The organism is Paenibacillus sp. FSL R7-269, from assembly GCF_000517865.1.
Lineage (GTDB): Bacteria > Bacillota > Bacilli > Paenibacillales > Paenibacillaceae > Paenibacillus_AQ.
The window spans coordinates 29,844-46,102 of sequence record NZ_ASPS01000076.1; the positions used below are offsets into that span (position 1 = coordinate 29,844).

The 16,259-nt window shown below is 52.8% G+C and carries 16 protein-coding genes; 12 read left to right on the plus strand and 4 right to left on the minus strand.

Features of this window, described 5'->3' with window-relative positions:
• Positions 1 to 19 precede the first annotated feature (19 nt).
• Positions 20 to 1,033 (plus strand): ABC transporter substrate-binding protein, encoded by a 1,014-nt coding sequence (locus C162_RS27910; protein WP_036700048.1) that lies wholly within the window; start codon positions 20 to 22, stop codon positions 1,031 to 1,033.
• A gap of 93 nt (positions 1,034 to 1,126) precedes the next feature.
• Here the strand turns inward: C162_RS27910 and acnA are convergent, their stop codons facing one another.
• On the minus strand, positions 1,127 to 3,871 hold the full coding sequence (gene acnA / locus C162_RS27915; RefSeq protein WP_036700050.1) for an aconitate hydratase AcnA: 2,745 nt from the start codon (positions 3,869 to 3,871) through the stop codon (positions 1,127 to 1,129).
• 308 nt (positions 3,872 to 4,179) lie between these two features.
• On the opposite strand from acnA, the gene C162_RS27920 reads away from it, so the two are divergent.
• The 10 genes from C162_RS27920 (at position 4,180) to C162_RS27965 (ending at position 12,414) form a co-directional block, all read left to right on the plus strand.
• Complete coding sequence (locus C162_RS27920; protein ID WP_036700052.1) at positions 4,180 to 5,208, plus strand: amidase domain-containing protein; 1,029 nt, start codon at positions 4,180 to 4,182, stop codon at positions 5,206 to 5,208.
• Between the two features lie 19 nt (positions 5,209 to 5,227).
• On the plus strand, positions 5,228 to 6,319 hold the full coding sequence (locus C162_RS27925; protein ID WP_036700054.1) for a D-alanine--D-alanine ligase: 1,092 nt from the start codon (positions 5,228 to 5,230) through the stop codon (positions 6,317 to 6,319).
• A 47-nt stretch (positions 6,320 to 6,366) separates the two neighbouring features.
• The gene (locus C162_RS27930; protein ID WP_036700056.1) at positions 6,367 to 6,684 is read left to right on the plus strand and encodes a hypothetical protein; all 318 of its coding nucleotides are present in this window, start codon (positions 6,367 to 6,369) and stop codon (positions 6,682 to 6,684) included.
• Positions 6,681 to 7,709, plus strand: a complete 1,029-nt coding sequence (gene uvsE, locus C162_RS27935; RefSeq protein WP_036700059.1) for a UV DNA damage repair endonuclease UvsE — start codon at positions 6,681 to 6,683, stop codon at positions 7,707 to 7,709. Before C162_RS27930 ends, uvsE begins: the two co-directional genes overlap by 4 nt.
• 258 nt (positions 7,710 to 7,967) lie before the next feature.
• Positions 7,968 to 8,855 (plus strand): inositol monophosphatase family protein, encoded by an 888-nt coding sequence (locus C162_RS27940; protein WP_036700061.1) that lies wholly within the window; start codon positions 7,968 to 7,970, stop codon positions 8,853 to 8,855.
• Between the two features lie 15 nt (positions 8,856 to 8,870).
• Positions 8,871 to 9,161 (plus strand): hypothetical protein, encoded by a 291-nt coding sequence (locus C162_RS27945; protein WP_036700064.1) that lies wholly within the window; start codon positions 8,871 to 8,873, stop codon positions 9,159 to 9,161.
• Positions 9,162 to 9,267: 106 nt separating this feature from the next.
• Positions 9,268 to 10,560 carry a stalk domain-containing protein gene (locus C162_RS27950; protein WP_036700067.1) on the plus strand — a complete coding sequence of 431 codons (1,293 nt, stop codon included), beginning with the start codon at positions 9,268 to 9,270 and terminating at the stop codon, positions 10,558 to 10,560.
• A gap of 104 nt (positions 10,561 to 10,664) precedes the next feature.
• Complete coding sequence (def, locus tag C162_RS27955) at positions 10,665 to 11,228, plus strand: peptide deformylase (RefSeq protein ID WP_036700114.1); 564 nt, start codon at positions 10,665 to 10,667, stop codon at positions 11,226 to 11,228.
• Positions 11,229 to 11,237: 9 nt separating this feature from the next.
• Entirely contained in the window at positions 11,238 to 11,483 is a 246-nt protein-coding gene (locus C162_RS27960; protein WP_036700069.1) for a hypothetical protein, read from the plus strand.
• A gap of 478 nt (positions 11,484 to 11,961) precedes the next feature.
• A complete protein-coding gene (locus C162_RS27965; protein ID WP_051493986.1) occupies positions 11,962 to 12,414 on the plus strand; it encodes a hypothetical protein in 453 nt (150 codons plus the stop codon).
• Between the two features lie 103 nt (positions 12,415 to 12,517).
• Here the strand turns inward: C162_RS27965 and C162_RS27970 are convergent, their stop codons facing one another.
• The 3 genes from C162_RS27970 to C162_RS27980 all read right to left on the minus strand — a co-directional run bounded on the left by C162_RS27970 (position 12,518) and on the right by C162_RS27980 (position 15,595).
• Positions 12,518 to 12,874: a hypothetical protein gene (locus C162_RS27970; protein WP_036700072.1), complete on the minus strand. Its 357-nt coding sequence runs from the start codon at positions 12,872 to 12,874 to the stop codon at positions 12,518 to 12,520.
• A 240-nt stretch (positions 12,875 to 13,114) separates the two neighbouring features.
• A complete protein-coding gene (locus tag C162_RS27975; RefSeq protein WP_036700074.1) occupies positions 13,115 to 14,431 on the minus strand; it encodes a glutamate-1-semialdehyde 2,1-aminomutase in 1,317 nt (438 codons plus the stop codon).
• A gap of 105 nt (positions 14,432 to 14,536) precedes the next feature.
• Positions 14,537 to 15,595, minus strand: coding sequence for an LCP family protein (locus C162_RS27980; protein WP_036700076.1), 1,059 nt, complete (start codon positions 15,593 to 15,595; stop codon positions 14,537 to 14,539).
• A gap of 102 nt (positions 15,596 to 15,697) precedes the next feature.
• Here C162_RS27980 and bcp point away from each other — a divergent pair, with 102 nt between their 5' ends.
• Positions 15,698 to 16,159: a thioredoxin-dependent thiol peroxidase gene (gene bcp / locus C162_RS27985; protein WP_036700078.1), complete on the plus strand. Its 462-nt coding sequence runs from the start codon at positions 15,698 to 15,700 to the stop codon at positions 16,157 to 16,159.
• Positions 16,160 to 16,259 lie beyond the last annotated feature (100 nt).

Here is a 16,259-nt window from a genome sequence, read left to right on the forward strand (position 1 = left end):
TATACATAGGGGGATTATCTTGCGATACTCTAAACAAAGTCTTGTCCTGATTGTCTTTACTCTCGTCATGGCTGTCCTGCTGGCAGCCTGCGGTTCATCGGATAACTCCGGCTCTGGCTCCGGGGCGGCAGCGAATGCACCTGCACCTTCCGAAGCACCCACGGCTGCTCCGGCTGCTGGTGAACCCTCCGCTGAAGCAGAGATGGTTACCTTCAAGGATAGCGCCGGTGAGGTTCAAGTACCTAAGAATCCGCAGAGAATCGTGGATACTACAGCCTTTTATACAGGATATCTTCTGGCGCTGGGCGTGAAGCCGGTAGGGGTCATGCAAGGAGCCAAGGATAGTCCGTATCTTGCAGAGATGCTTGGAGGTGCAGAAGGGCTGGGTGACGATGTCACCCCGGAGAATATCCTGGCGCTGGACCCTGACCTGATTATTGTGTATACCGGAACAGAAGGCATCGATAAGCTGAAGGAAATTGCGCCTGTGGTACAGATTCAATATGGCGCCAAAAATTATAAGGATCAGATGCTCGACTACGGCAAGCTGGTGAACAAGAATGATGAAGCTAAGGCCTGGATCGCCCAGTGGGAGGCCCGTATTGCTGAGCTGAAGCCGCAGGTGCAGGCTGCTGTGGGTAATAAGACGGTATCTATCCTGAATCCATATGCCAAGGGGCTGTTTGTCTTTGGACATAACTATGGCCGGGGTGGTGAGATTCTGTATGGTGAGTTCGGGTTGAAGGCTCCTGCTGAAGCGCAGAAGGAGGCCATCGACAGCGGAACAGGCTGGGCTACCATCTCCATGGAGAAGCTGCCGGACTTTGCCGGAGACATTATCTTCACCTGCCAATGGTCAGGGGATAATACAGACCCGAAGATTGTCTATGACAATCCGCTGTGGAAGGGGCTTCCGGCAGTCAAGGCAGGGAATGTGTTCATGCTGAATCCTGCTGCCGATACGTACAATGACCCGATCTCCCTGGAGAAACAGCTGGATTTCATTACGAACAGCCTGCTGTCAGTCAAATAGGGCATTCCTGAATAAGACAAAAAGCTGCGCCGGTATCAGACTGAAATCTGATACCGGCGCAGCTTGTATAATGACTATCCTTATGAAGTCAACTTATTCTACCGGTTGAGCCGCTTCCGAAGCTGTAGCATCAGCCAGCATCTGGCGGAGTACTGTCTGCAGAATACCGCCATTGCGGTAGTAATCGATATCTACGCTGCTGTCGAGACGGGCAATGACCGGGAAGTCGAACTGGGTGCCGTCTTCACGGGTAGCAGTGACTGTCAGCTCCTGTCCGGGAAGGACATGGTTGTCAAGACCGGTAATGTCGAAGGTCTCGCGTCCGGTCAGCCCCATGCTGCTCCAGCCATGGCCTTCCTGGAACTGCAGCGGCAGCACACCCATGCCGACAAGGTTACTGCGGTGAATCCGCTCGAAGCTCTCAGCGATGACGGCTTTGACTCCGAGTAGGAGTGTTCCCTTCGCAGCCCAGTCGCGGGAACTGCCTGTGCCGTATTCTTTACCGGCGATAACGATCAGGTTCTGTCCGGCCGACTGGTACAGCATGGAGGCGTCATAGATCGACATGACCTCTTCGCTTGGCAGGAAGGTGGTTACGCCGCCTTCTGTCCCAGGAGCCACTGCGTTGCGGATACGGATGTTGGCGAAGGTACCGCGCATCATCACCTCATGATTCCCGCGGCGTGAGCCGTAGGAGTTGAAGTCAGCGCGTTCCACGCCATGACCGCGCAGATATTCTCCGGCTGGACCGGAAGTGGAGATATTCCCGGCTGGTGAGATATGGTCGGTAGTGACGGAATCGCCAAGCAGCGCAAGCACGCGCGAGCTCTTGATATCCTGGATGTCAGAGGCACCGTCTGCCAGATGCTCGAAGAATGGCGGATTCTGAATGTAAGTGGAGTTGTTATCCCATTCATACAGCTCGCCTTCCGGTACCGGAATGTTATTCCAGCGTTCATTGGCCGTGAATACATTCTCATATTTGCTGCGGAACATTTCCGGACTGAGCGAGAGCGCTACGGCTTCGCGGATCTCGGCTGTAGTCGGCCAGATATCGGCCAGGAAGACAGGCTCACCCTGCGGGTCATAGCCCAGCGGCTCGGTCTTCAGGTCAATATTCACTGTGCCGGCCAGGGCGTAGGCGACAACCAGCGGCGGTGAAGCCAGATAGTTGGCTTTAACCTGGGCATGCACGCGGCCCTCGAAGTTACGGTTCCCGGAGATGACTGCGGCAACCGTCATATCATGCTCTGTAATGGCTTCGCTGACTTCATCCGGCAGCGGGCCGGAGTTACCGATACAAGTGGCGCAGCCGTAGCCGGCCAGGTAGAAGCCGAGCGCTTCCAGCGGCTTCAGTAGATCAGCCTTCTGCAGGTATTCCGTAACGACCAGCGATCCGGGAGTGAGGCTGCTTTTGACATAGCCAGGTTTGGTGAGACCGCGTTCTACAGCCTTCTTGGCAAGCAGTCCTGCGCCCAGCATTACGCTCGGGTTGGAGGTGTTCGTACAGCTCGTGATGGCTGCAATGACAACCGCTCCTGTAGTGAGCTTGCTGCTGCTTCCGTTCTTATGCTGCACTTCCACCGATTCGGCAATCTTCTCATCGCTGAGGCCATAGCCGCCCTTGTCAACAGGTGTACGGATAATGCCTTCGAAATTCTCCTTCATATGGGTAAGCTCTACCCGGTCCTGCGGACGCTTCGGTCCGGCCAGGCTGGGAACCACTGAAGCCAGATCCAGCTCAATGACATCGCTGAATGCCGGGTCCGGTGTCTCTGCGGTGCGGAACATACCCTGCGCCTTATAATAATCCCCCACCAGCTCTACCAGCTCATCCGGGCGTCCGGTGCTGCGCAGATAGGCCAGCGTCTCATCGTCTACAGGGAAGAAGCCGATCGTTGCACCGTATTCAGGAGCCATGTTGGCTACTGTCGCACGGTCTGCCAGACTGATGTTCGCCAGACCCGGACCGTAGAATTCGACGAACTTGCCGACTACGCCTTTTTTGCGCAGCATTTGGGTAACGGTAAGGGCCAGATCGGTAGCTGTAGCGCCTTCCATCAGACTTCCGGTCAGCTTGAAGCCTACGACATCCGGGGTAACGAAATACAGCGGCTGTCCCAGCATTCCTGCTTCAGCCTCGATTCCGCCGACGCCCCAGCCCACTACGCCAAGGCCGTTAATCATTGTAGTATGGGAATCCGTGCCAACCAGGGAATCCGGGTAGACAACAGTTTCTCCGTCAATGGTCTTAGTGGCCGCTACAGAAGCCAGATACTCCAGGTTCACCTGATGCACAATTCCGGTTGCCGGAGGAACCGCACGGAAATTATTGAAGGCGGTCTGTGCCCAGCGCAGGAAGCGGTAGCGCTCCTCATTACGCTCAAATTCTACGTTCATATTATATTCAAGGGCATCTGCCGTTCCGAACGCATCAACCATAACCGAATGGTCAATAACAAGGTCAACCGGTACAAGCGGGTTGATCTTCTTCGGGTCACCGCCCGCCTTCTTGACGGTATCGCGCATAGCCGCGAGATCGACAACTACAGGCACGCCGGTGAAGTCCTGCAGGACAATCCGGGCAGGAATGAACGGAATTTCCTTATTGCGGTCAATGCCGCCAGACCAGTTAGCCAGCTGTTTAACATGTTCTTCTGTAATCGCCCGTCCGTCATATTGGCGGACAGCCGCTTCGAGTAATACCTTAATGGAGAATGGCAGGGAGGAAATGTCGCCTGCACCCTGCTCCTCCAGAGCGTTCAAATGATAGTAGCGATAAGTTTTGCCACCTGAGTTCAGGTTCTTGGCCAATGAAAAATGGTCCTTGCTTGGCATATATGCGCCTCCTCGTTTCATCTGGTGAAACTACATTTCATAATTACTATACTTTAAGTATAACGTTTACAATGGGGGGAGTAAAGTTTTTTTTGCTCCTTGATGTAAGGTATATTCAGGGTTCACACGGATGCATAGAACCCTCAGCCCCTGACTTCCTTGCAGTTAAATCGCTCCAGCTTCCGTATAGGTGCAAGCAATCCTTCATATACATAGGACAGCAGCCATTATGGCGGTGAAACCGTGAAGGAATATTCTTAGCTTACATCATATACATTCTTATCTGTGAACGAAAGGGCGGAGTATGAATGGAGCAGCAGTGGAAGAAAAGTCTCTATGTCTATGTGGACCAGCTGAACAAGGGGCGGGTTGCACCTGGCGCCGAGCCGCGCCATACCACGATCAGGGACCCCCGGTTCCTTGACGAACAGCGCACGCGCTCCCGCCGGATCGCCCAGTGGTACACCTCCCGGGGCATTACTCCGCTGCGCGGGGAGACGGGGGTGCGGACGCTGCGGACCGTGCGGCAGAATCCAGCAGAGGTGGTCGCCGATGTGGCGCTGCACAGCGCCTTCTATTATGAGAAGGGCGGGATGACCCACCGTGAGGATGTGGTGGAGTCGGAGCGCCTGACCTTTGTACGTGAAAAGGGCGGCTGGGAGATTGTGAATGTGGAGCACCGTGTGCCTGAACGGAGCGGGGTGCGCAAGGTAGTGGAGAAAGATCCGGCACTGCGGCTCTCGGAGTGGGGGGAGGCTCTGCCCGATCCGCGTCCGTCCCAGCCGCTGCTGAACCGCCGTGTCCTGAAAGGCGCAAGCGGTGCAAGGGAGGTGCGCTACCGCCGGGAGGAAGCCGCAGCCTATGCCGACCTCTGGTGGAAGGAAGGGAATCCGGAGTTCGAGATTTTTGAGGTGGACTGCACCAATTATGTCTCCCAATGTCTCTTTGCAGGGGGAGCACCTATCAACTATACTGGTAAAAGAGAAACGGGCTGGTGGTACAAGGGCTATAATGGAGCCCAGGAATGGTGGAGCTTCAGCTGGGCGGTCTCCGACAGCCTGCAGCGTTATCTGAGCGGGAGCCGCGGCAGCGGGCTGCGTGCGGAGATTGTCGAGCGGCCGGAGCAGCTTCAGCTGGGCGACATTATTCAGTATGACTGGGACGGCAACGGACATTATCAGCACAGCACGATCGTTACCGCTTTTGATGCGGGCGGGCAGCCGCTGGTGAATGCGCGGACGGTTAGCAGCCGTCACCGCTTCTGGGATTACAAGGATTCCTACGCCTGGACGGACCGGACGGCTTATCGTTTTTTTCATATTAATGACTATTTATAGTTCAGAAAGAGGTTAATGCATGGGGAACGCTAAAACTACCGTAGGACTGGTGTACGGCGGCAAATCCGGAGAGCATGAGGTATCGCTGCAGACGGCTTATGCGGTTATGAACGCTTTTGACTACGATAAATATGAGATTATTCCGTTCTATATCTCCAAGCAGGGGGTATGGAAGGTAGGTGCAGTGCTGGAGGCTCCCTTCTCCGCGATTGAGCAGCTTAAGCTGTCTGGGGTGGCCGGAGATATGGGCTCGGCCCTGAATACCTTGTTCAGCGGGCTTAGCGGAGGCGAGCAGGTAATAGACGTCATGTTCCCGCTGCTGCACGGTACGAACGGCGAGGACGGCACCATTCAGGGACTGTTCGAGATGGCGAATATCCCGTATATCGGTGCAGGTGTGCTGGCTTCATCGGCGGGCATGGATAAGGTGGTCATGAAGAAGCTGTTCGGCGAGGCGGGGCTTGAGCAATGTGACTATTGCTACTTCAATGCTGTGAACTGGAGACAGCACAAGCACGAGCTGATTGTAGATCTGGAGGATAAGCTGGGGTACCCGGTATTCGTCAAGCCTGCCAACCTGGGCTCGAGCGTAGGGATCTCCAAGGCCACCGACAAGGAAAGTCTGATCAAGGCTGTGGACTATGCCTTCCGCTATGACACGAAGGTGATTATTGAGGAGTTCGTGGATGCGCGGGAAGTGGAGGTGGCGGTACTCGGCAATGAGGAGCCGGAGGCTTCGGTTCCGGGTGAAATCGTCTCTTCCGGTGAATATTATGATTATGCGGCCAAATACACTGACGGCAAATCACAGATGCTGATCCCTGCACCTGTCGATCCCGAGGTAGCGGACCGTCTGCGCGAGTCGGCGATACTGGCCTTCAAGGCTATTGAGGGCAGCGGAATTACCCGGGCCGACTTCTTCCTGCGGAGGTCTGACGGCAAGATTCTTATTAATGAAGTGAATACCATGCCCGGCTTCACCCCGTTCAGCATGTATCCGCTGCTGTGGCGTGAGACGGGTGTGTCCTATAAAGTGCTGCTGGACCGTATGATCGCGCTGGCGCTGGAGCGTTACCGGTTCAGACAGGGCCTGAAGTACGATAATGAATAAACCACGGTGATCGGCGGGAGCATTCCGGCCGGGAAGGAGAGAGAAGCATGGGGTTTCAATCAGAATTCAATTCGGTGTGCAAGTTCAAGAATGAGCAGGAGCTGTACGAACTGCTGGAGTACGGACGTACCAAGATGGTGAAGCAGGGCTTCCGTGTCTATCCGACCGGCCAGAAGGTTATCGCCTATAATCCGCAGAATGTTGCGGTGGCAATTGTCAAAATTTCCGCGTCGATTGCAGAAATTAATTTTCAGGGCAATGAGGTTACGGCGGTGGAAATGGATCTGGTCCGTAAGCTGAATGAGGAAGAGTCGCGCGTTCAGACGGCTCTTGCCTACGAGATGTTCTTCGGGGAAGAGGGATGATTGTCCGCTTCGGCTATGTCGCCATGTCTACGGTGATTCCGGACTGTTCTCCCTCCAAAACGATGACTATGGCAAGCTTCAACAAGCTGGGCGACCGGGAAGCGGGACTTCGTAAGCTGGAATCCATTGCCCGGATGAATCTGCATAATACGCTCCGTCTGCTGAAGCATAATGTCGGCTCGGATATTGAGGTCTACAGGCTTACTTCTAAGCTTGTTCCGCTGGCAACCCATCCTGATCTCGCAGACTGGAATCCTCTCGATGCTCTTGCGGAGGAATTCGCTGTGGTGGGCAGCTATGTGAAGAAGCACGGGCTGCGTGTCAGTTTCCACCCGGATCACTTCACGGTGCTGAGTACGCCGCGGCCGGAGGTGCTTGCAAGCTCGATCCGTGATCTGCAGCATCATACGGACATGCTGGACGCGATGGGGCTGCCGGCGACGGCTAAGAGCAATATTCACATCGGCGGCGCTTACGGGGACAAGCCTCTGTCTGCGGAACGCTTCTGCGTGCAATGCTCTGCACTGCCGCTTGCACTTAGAGAGCGGATGACACTGGAGAACGACGACAAGACGTTCAACGCGGTGGAGACGCTTGCGGTCTGCCGCAGAATGGGACTGCCGATGGTGCTGGATATCCATCACCAATGGGTCAACAATGAAGGCGAGCTCCCCTGGGAGCTGTGGCCGGAGATTCTTAAGACATGGACAAGCCCTCTGGCGCTGAAGGATGTGCCGCCCGGTGGTCATCTGCCGCCGAAGATCCATGTGTCCAGCCCGCGCAGCCCGTCTGATCCGCGCAGCCATGCCGATGGGGTGGAGCCGGCACCGCTGGTTGCTTTCCTGAAGCGGATTGCTGCGGATACTCCGGCTGTAGATGTGATGATTGAGGCGAAGCACAAGGATGGCGCCTTGTTTGGTCTGATGGAGGAGATGAAGGGACTGGCAGAGGGCGGGAATGGAATTATGGTACTAAACGGAGCCAGCGTGAATATACAAGTGGAAACGGCATTGCCGTCCTTTTAAAGGACGGTACCGTTTCAGCGAGAAATAGAAGGATAATGTATAGCGTGAAACATATACATTCTTATATTTGAACCATAACTGGCAAAAAACTTGCCGGCCAGGCCCGTTAGCGGCACCAGTCATGACTTGATAAACCGGCCGAAATGAGGTACGTTGAAAGAAAGTTGAGCAATCATGTTCTAAGGCAGAGAAATGGTATCCTGCGGAAACAGCGTTCCCCGGGAGAACAATCATGCTCAAAGAAAGCGGAGTGAAGAGATGAGTCCTGTAAGTCCTGATAACCGAAATGAACGGGAGCCCTATGTAGTTACAAGCAAGGGACATACGGCGGCAGCCATCAATGCTGCAGCCAAAGCGGGGGAATGGATCAAGAGCAGACAAGGCCAGGTGAAGGAGCTGGGCAGTAAGACATCGGCCCAGGATCTGGTCACGGAGGTCGATAAGGGTGTGGAGCAGATGATCCGCCGGCTGATCCTGACCCATTATCCCGACCATGCCATCCTTGGCGAGGAGGGTGTTGAGCCCGGTGCCGAGGCACTGACGGCTGCCTTGGATGAAGCGCGGCAGCATGAGTATCTGTGGATCGTCGATCCGATAGACGGTACGACCAATTTCGTGCATGGCTTCCCGTTCTATTGCGTATCGATTGCTCTGGTAGTTAAGGGAGAGCTTACGGTAGGCGTTATCTATGATCCGATCCGGGACGAGATGTTCGTGGCCGAGAAGGGGAAGGGTGCATACATGCACGGGATTCCTACGAAGGTATCAGCGGAGACACTGCCGGGCAACAGCCTGATCGCCATGGGCTTCCCGCCGGACCGCGTGCTGGCCCAGCCGGCGAATATGGCCGGGCTGCAGCAGATTATGCCGCAGGTCCGCGGTATTCGTGCCGGAGGATCGGCGGCACTGCATCTGGCTTATGTTGCTGCCGGACGAGTGGACGGGTATTGGGAGGTTGGACTAAGCCCTTGGGACTGTGCGGCGGGAGTGCTGCTGGTGCTGGAATCCGGCGGCAAGGTCACGAATACGCTGGGCGATCCCTACGATATCGGCACACGCCATGTGGTCGCAAGCAATGGACGAATTCATGATTATCTGGTTACGTCCCTGCAGGCTGCAGATGCCACAGGCTTCAAGAAGCAGTAGGGGGGCTTACAACGTATGAATGAGAAGGAAGATCTGGAGCGGAGGCTAAGCGAGCTTCTGGAGGACGGCGAGATGGAACAGGCCGATCAGCAAGCCAAGGAGATTCGTCAAATTTCCCCCAAGTATGAGATCCGCATTCAGACTACACTTGACCCTATAGTCGAAGAGACGCTTCGTTACCGCAAAATCGCCTATGAGCTGGATGACCGGTATGATAAATATGTAAAGCGCTCAGACCAGGCAAGCGGTCCGCCAAGCACTGGCCGACCGAAGAAATCTTCAGAATCTAGCAGCGGGGAGCAATAAGCTGCTGTTATCCACAGGAGCGGTTTTCCGAATAATCGGAAGACCGCTCTTTTGTGCTGCGGAGCGGGATGTTAGAATAGAATTATACTAATTTAGGAGGAATACGATGCTGAAGACATGGAGAAGGTTAATATCAGCTTCTGCTAGCGGACTGCTGTTGTTCACCGTATTAATCAATGTGCATGCAGGTCCGGCGGATGCCGCTGCAGCAGCCGTGGCGCAAGGAACGGAGCAGGATGTCTTTCGTATCGTAGCACTTGGAGATTCCATTACTGCCGGGTATGAGCCGGGGATGACTGATCCCAGCGTGAAGCCGTACGGATACGCTGAGCGATTGTTGGAGCAGGGCTGGTATCACGGGAGAAGTGAGCTTCAGAATTACGGCATCTTGGGCCTTAAGACAGCGGGGCTGCTTCAATATACCGGAGCTATTAAGGACAGTGCGGCTATTACGCCGGAGGCCATTCAGCCGGGGCTGTCTGATCCGCGTACCTTGCAATTTGCTGCGCTGGCCCCGCAGATTAGAACGGAGCTCGCTGCGGCGGATCTGATCACCATTACCATCGGCGGTAATGATGTCAGCAGCCTGTTCTTGAATTACAAGACGCTGACCGATGCCGATTTCGCTTCCCAGCTTGCGGAGCGTCTGACGGAATACAGCAATAATGTAACAGCACTGCTGAAGAATATTCGGGAAGTGAATCCGCAGGCAACCATTCTGCTGGCCGATCAGTATCAGCCTGCTCCGCGAATCGCCCTGGGGGCTTCGTATGACAAACTGATGAATGCGGCTGCACAGTTCACCATCGCGGCTGAGAATATCGCGGCTACCCTGAACCAGGCAGGCGCGCCTCTTAAGGTAGCTCATGTAGCCGAAAAGTTCGCCGGTGTAGAGGGATCGCTAACTCATATCATCGGAGCAGGGGCGGCAGACTTCCATCCTACGCAGCTTGGTTATGAGCGGATTGCCACTGTATTCGCTGAACTGCAATGGGGGGAATACCGTATGCCAGCAGTAACGGCGATGGCTTCAGAGACGGTGCCAATGTCCATCGTGGTGAAGGGGAAAGAACTGAATACGCCCAATAAGCCGATTCTGAAGAATGGGCAGAATTTTCTGGCGCTGAAGGATATTCTGAATGCGGCCTCGGCAACAGGCAAATGGGATAACAAAACCTCCAGTGCGACCGTAATTTACGGCGGAAAAACGGTAGTTATTACTATCGGCTCGAAAACTATGAAGGTTAACGGTGCGGATGTGGCGATCGATACCCCGGCATTTCTGCATAAGGTTGGCAAAGAGGATAAAACCTATCTTCCGCTCGCCGCGCTTGCTACCGGACTGGGCTTCGATGTGAATTACAGCAGTAAGCTGCGGACAGCTTTTATTAATCCGTAATTGCGCATAATCTAACCATAGCATCATCAAATCAGTCCCGTAGTGGAAAAGGTGGATGAACCTAGTTGTCTAGTACAAAGTATAATGCTGATTACATCATCACGATGGAGGATATCATACGGGAAGGCGACCCTGTCTTGCGTGCGGTGACGGAACCGGTACAGTTGCCGCTGCAGGCGGAGGACCGCGGTGCGCTGCAGAGCATGATGCAGTTTCTGAAGAACAGTCAGGATGCGGCAATGTCTGCCAAATATAAGCTGCGTTCAGGGGTAGGTTTATCCGCTAACCAGATCGGACTATCGAAGCGGATGTTTGTCATGTATTTGAAGGACGATAATGGCAAGAATGTGGAATATACCTGGGTGAATCCCAAGATTATCAGCCATTCGATGGCGATGGTCTATCTGCCGGAGAGCGAGGGCTGCTTGTCTGTGGACCGGCCGGTGCACGGCTTCGTACCGCGTTATGAGTCTGTGAAGGTCAGGGGCTTTGATCTGAACGGCGAGGTGATTACCCAGAAATTCAAGGGCTATCAGGCGATCATCATCCAGCATGAGATGGATCACCTGGACGGAATGATGTTCTATGACCGGATCAATCCGCAGAACCCGTTCAAGCTTCCGCAGGATGTGGAAATCCGCAGCCTGTATGAGCAGAAGGGCAAGTAGCGGCGGGATATGAATATTGATGGATTACCGTTAACCCTTCTCTACACAGGCTTGGCCGTAGTCATCGCCCTGGTGTTCATCTACAGGATGAGACAAGGAACCTTTCACAAGCATCTGATGTCCGAAGCAGCCATCGTGATAAGCTATGTAGTGGTCGCCTTTACGGGCGGGAGCATGCCGCTTGCCGTACGGCTGGTGACCCCGCTTGTGGTGGCGGCGCTGTTTGTGTATGGGCGGCGGAAGAGTGGGGAGTAGTGAGGATTTCCATCTGAGGGGTGGGGGATTAGACGACCCCATCTCAAGTAGGTCACTTTGGACAAGCAGATCTACTTTTTGTGAATAAGTATACCATGGAGATGGCCAACAGGTTATTACTTAAGTAACTTCTTCGCGGACTCATCCAGAGCAAATTGTTCGATTAGCTTTTCTTCACAACAATAATCGGCGGCAGTCTAAGACTTTATTGATTAAGTCTTAGACTGCCGCTGTTTCGTTTCAAAGAATAACGGAAGCAAAAAAAGGATGGCTATCGCCTTCCGAGGGGGACGACGCCGGTAAGATCCACGGAGCTGCTTTCAGAAGGAAATAAAGTATTTAATAAATCAGGTTGTTTTTTACTTGCGAGATATACCCTTAATAGTGAAAGGCAATAACAGAGTATGTAGGCTTGGGAGTAGCCTATTTTCTCTGACTCCCTTATTGTCTTCATTTGAAACCTAAATGAGGATTTACAATGTCAGATCAACAAGCAATCACCTCTTCAAATGTAGCAGGTGTAGTCAGTCCAAACGTTCGTTCAACGGAAACAGTTTATTTTACGAAAGACCAAATTAATGCCATGATTGAAAGTAGTGTAGGTCAAAGCGTAACGGGACTTGGATGGGCTATTGCCACCTACGGTTACGGTCGCATAAAACAAATTCTTGCGGCAAAACTTCCACCTCAAGTTGCTGGATTTTTAAGTCTAGCTGTACTCGTAGTGACTACAACAAAACTTATTGAACAGATCATTAATTACACAGACCAAAACAGACTTGCTGAAATCCTACATGTTTTAGTCGATAATTCCGGATCATTCGGTAGAATTAAAGTTACCGTAACAACTTGGGAAAAGTTAATTGTCAATCCTACTATGAGCTATTGGACTTACTATACAACTACATCTTATGAAGCAGTAGGATATTAATTAAAAGTACAAGTCGTGCAGCTAGCTGCACGACGCTTTTTTCCCTTTTTGCAGTGGGCTTTTTTTATTCTAAAGAAGCTATTTCAATCAACTTGTTTTTCTTTTATGCTTGTTTCTTATATTCATCTTTAAGCTGGATTGCTTCAGCATAGGTGATGACAAGCTGTAAAATAAAAAAGAAAACTCGATTGAATGATCCCATGGGGGAATAGAGTATAACAACAAATGTACTTAGACCAGTCAATAACGCTAAAAGGGTCAGTACAAAACGCAGGACACGATTTGTTTTTGAGTTCAATATCTTCGATAATTGAAGAAAAACAGCTTGAACCAAGATGCAGTTCATGAATAACGTAAAATGCATCCAAATCAACGAATTTAAAGAATCACCAAATAGATTGATAAGTAAAAGTGCCAAAAGTATGGTAAGTAAAGAAACCCGATCTTTTTTGCTCTTCAAGAGCAGACACCCTTCCCATATTGGAATTAATCACTTGATTATTTTAACATTTTATTGAATTAAATGATATAAACGAGAAAATTACCAGTTATATCAGAGCGTGATTAAACCGATGTGGAAACCACAATCCATGCGTTTAATTCGAGCACGGAAGAACCCAAAGTAAATTTAAATTTTTGCAATAATCAAAAATGCCCCCCATGCCAGGCATGGGGGGCATTTCTATACGGTCAAAATCGATTACTTCTCCGCAGCCATAGCCGCGAACGAAGCCTCTGCCGCCTCGAGGGTGAGGTCAATGTCGGCGTCTGTGTGGGCTGTGGTCAGGAACCACGCCTCATATTTGGACGGGGCCAGATTGATGCCCCGGCTCAGCATATGCCGGAAGAAGCTGGCGAACATTTCACCATCGGTATCCTGCGCCTCCTCATAATTCGTAATAGGATGGCTGCAAAAATGCGTAGAGAATGCGCCGCGTATCCGGTTGATGGTCAGCGGAATGCCGTGACGGCCCGCGGATGCCTGAAGTCCTTCGGTCAGGCGGATGGCCAGCCGCTCCATCTCGTCATAGACGCCTTCTGCGCTAAGCACCTCCAGGCAGGCGATCCCTGCTGAGATGGAGGCGGGGTTACCGGCCATCGTGCCGGCCTGATAAGCAGGACCGAGCGGAGCGACCTGCTCCATGACATGCTTGCGGCCGCCGTAAGCGCCGATCGGCAGCCCGCCGCCGATGATTTTGCCAAGGGCAGTCAGATCGGGAATGATCTCCTCATGATTCGCAAGACCCGTATAGGTCTGGGTGGAGCCATAGTGGAAACGGAAGGCGGTAATGACTTCATCATAGATAACCAGGGAGCCGTTCTCGTGCGTCAGCTTGCACAGGCCTTCCAGGAAGCCCGGCTGCGGCATAACCATACCGAAGTTGCCGACAATCGGCTCAACCATAACGGCAGCTACATCCTGGCCCCATTTCTCCAAAGCTTCACGCAGGGCATCCAGATCATTGAAGGGAACGGTGATGACCTCTTGGGCGATGCTGGCCGGAACGCCTGCGCTGTCTGGAATGCCCAGGGTCGACGGGCCTGAGCCTGCGGCTACAAGCACAAGGTCAGAGTGGCCGTGATAACAGCCGGCGAATTTGATGATTTTGCTGCGCTTGGTGTAGGCACGGGCGACGCGGATGGTCGTCATGACGGCTTCTGTACCGGAGTTGACGAAGCGTACTTTGTCCATCGAAGGAATGGCTTCCTTCAGCATCTTGGCCAGCTTGATCTCAAGCCGGGTTGGTGTTCCGTAGAGCAGGCCGTTCTGCGCGGCCTCTGTAATGGCAGTGGTGATATGCGGGTGGGCATGTCCGGTTATGATCGGGCCGTAGGCGGCCAGATAATCAATATATTCATTGCCGTCCTCATCCCAGAAGCGTGAGCCTCCGGCGCGTTTCATGAAGACAGGAGCTCCTCCGCCTACGGCCTTAAAGGAGCGGGAGGGGCTGTTCACACCCCCGACAATATGCTGGAGAGCTTCCTCGTATAACTGTTCTGATGTGCTGCGGTTCATAGATAATGTTCCTTTCTTCTTGGCTTGCGCCCATGGGAAAGGGCGAACCGCGGCTGATTCCCGCTGTCCGCCCGCCCCGTGTGCCAAGCATGGTTATATTGGATGTTACTTTGTTCCCGGTGATGCTGTAGGACTGCTGCCTGGTGAAGCCTCTGCTCCAGGAGTTGGCGATGGTTCTGGTGCAGTGAGTGTATCCTCTACGAACTGCCTCAGTGCCTTCTCGCTGCTGAAGCTTATCACCTGGGAGCCGTCCTTGAGGGTCTTCTCCCGGATCAGCTTCATCGGCGGAATCTGCTCGCTGCCGCCCATAGAGCTGTCATAACCTACAGCGCCCAGCTTCCACATGTCGCTCGCGTCAAGGTTCGTGTCGATATAAGGCGTAACCTGACCGAGAATATTCGGCAGCTTGATGATCGAAGTGGTGCTGATCACCTTGTCCGCCACCGCCTTAAGGAAGCCGCGCTGGCGCTCGGTCCGGGTGAAGTCGGAGGTGGCATCATGGCGGAAGCGTACATATTGCAGCGCCATTTTTCCGTCCAGGTGCTGGAAGCCTTTTTTGAGATCAATATCGTATTCAGGCCCGTCTGCCTTAGTGGTGTAGCGCATGTCCTTTTCGACCTCATAGTCCACACCGCCCACGGCATCCACCAGCTTAATGAAGCCCTGGAAATCGGTATAGACATAATATTGAATCGGAATGCCGAGCAGGTCGCTTACCGTCTGCATCGCCGTATTGGGTCCGTAAGTAATGGCGGCATTGATCCGCTGGGTCCCGTGGTCGGGAATATCAACATACGTATCACGCAGAATAGAGAAGACATAGAATTTCTTCTTTACCGGATCAAGTGAGGCTACCAGCATGGTGTCGGAACGCGGCACCTCGCCCTTCTTCACCCCGCGGCCATCCACGCCCATAAGCAGGATGTTGACCGGCTCTGTGCCTTCCCATTCGGGAGGTTTTACGGCTTCTGCCGAGGCTGTCGGTACATTGGCCCACGGAGAATCTTCGCCTGTCTTGTGGAGGTTATCGAGCTGGTTGTAAATAGCAGTGAAATAGTAAACCAGACCTCCGATAATTAAAAGGAGTATGATTGCCAGAGTCCAGAGCAGCGTTTTCTTCTTTGACTTGCCGGCTTTTGCGTGCCGGTTCTTTCTTGGCGGCATTTCGTTCGTCCTTTCCAGTTCACATTCTCTACATTATAATTTCTTTTGGGAAGACACGCAATTTCAGAAATCATTAACCATATTACAAGGAGTGAATAATAAATGAATATCACTATAGGCGACAAGGTTCCGGACTTCACACTCCCTGTCTCAACAGGGGCTAGCATCAGCTTAAGCGACTATCGCGGCAGGAAGGTGCTGCTCTATTTCTATCCCAAGGACAGTACTCCGGCCTGCACTCAAGAGGCTTGTGATTTTCGTGATGCCCACGATACGATTACTGCGAATGGGGCAGTTGTCCTGGGAATCAGCGCCGATCCTCTGGCCTCGCACAGCAAATTTATTGCCAAGAACAGCCTGCCCTTTCCGCTATTGTCCGATGAGGAGCATACGGTGAGTGAATTATTCGGCGTATGGCAGCTTAAGAAGCTCTACGGCAAGGAATTCATGGGCATTGTCCGTTCTACTTTTCTAATTGATGAGGAAGGCATTCTGAGAGCGGAGTGGCGAAAGGTCAGAGTGAAGGGCCATGTAGAGGCCGCATTAGAACAAATCGTGAAATAATTAAGTATGCTGGGAATTAATTGTATTTGTCTGTTACTTTTCTAACAGCTATAGCCACGCTCACTCGTGATATAGTTGCCTCATATTACTTCAAATTTGG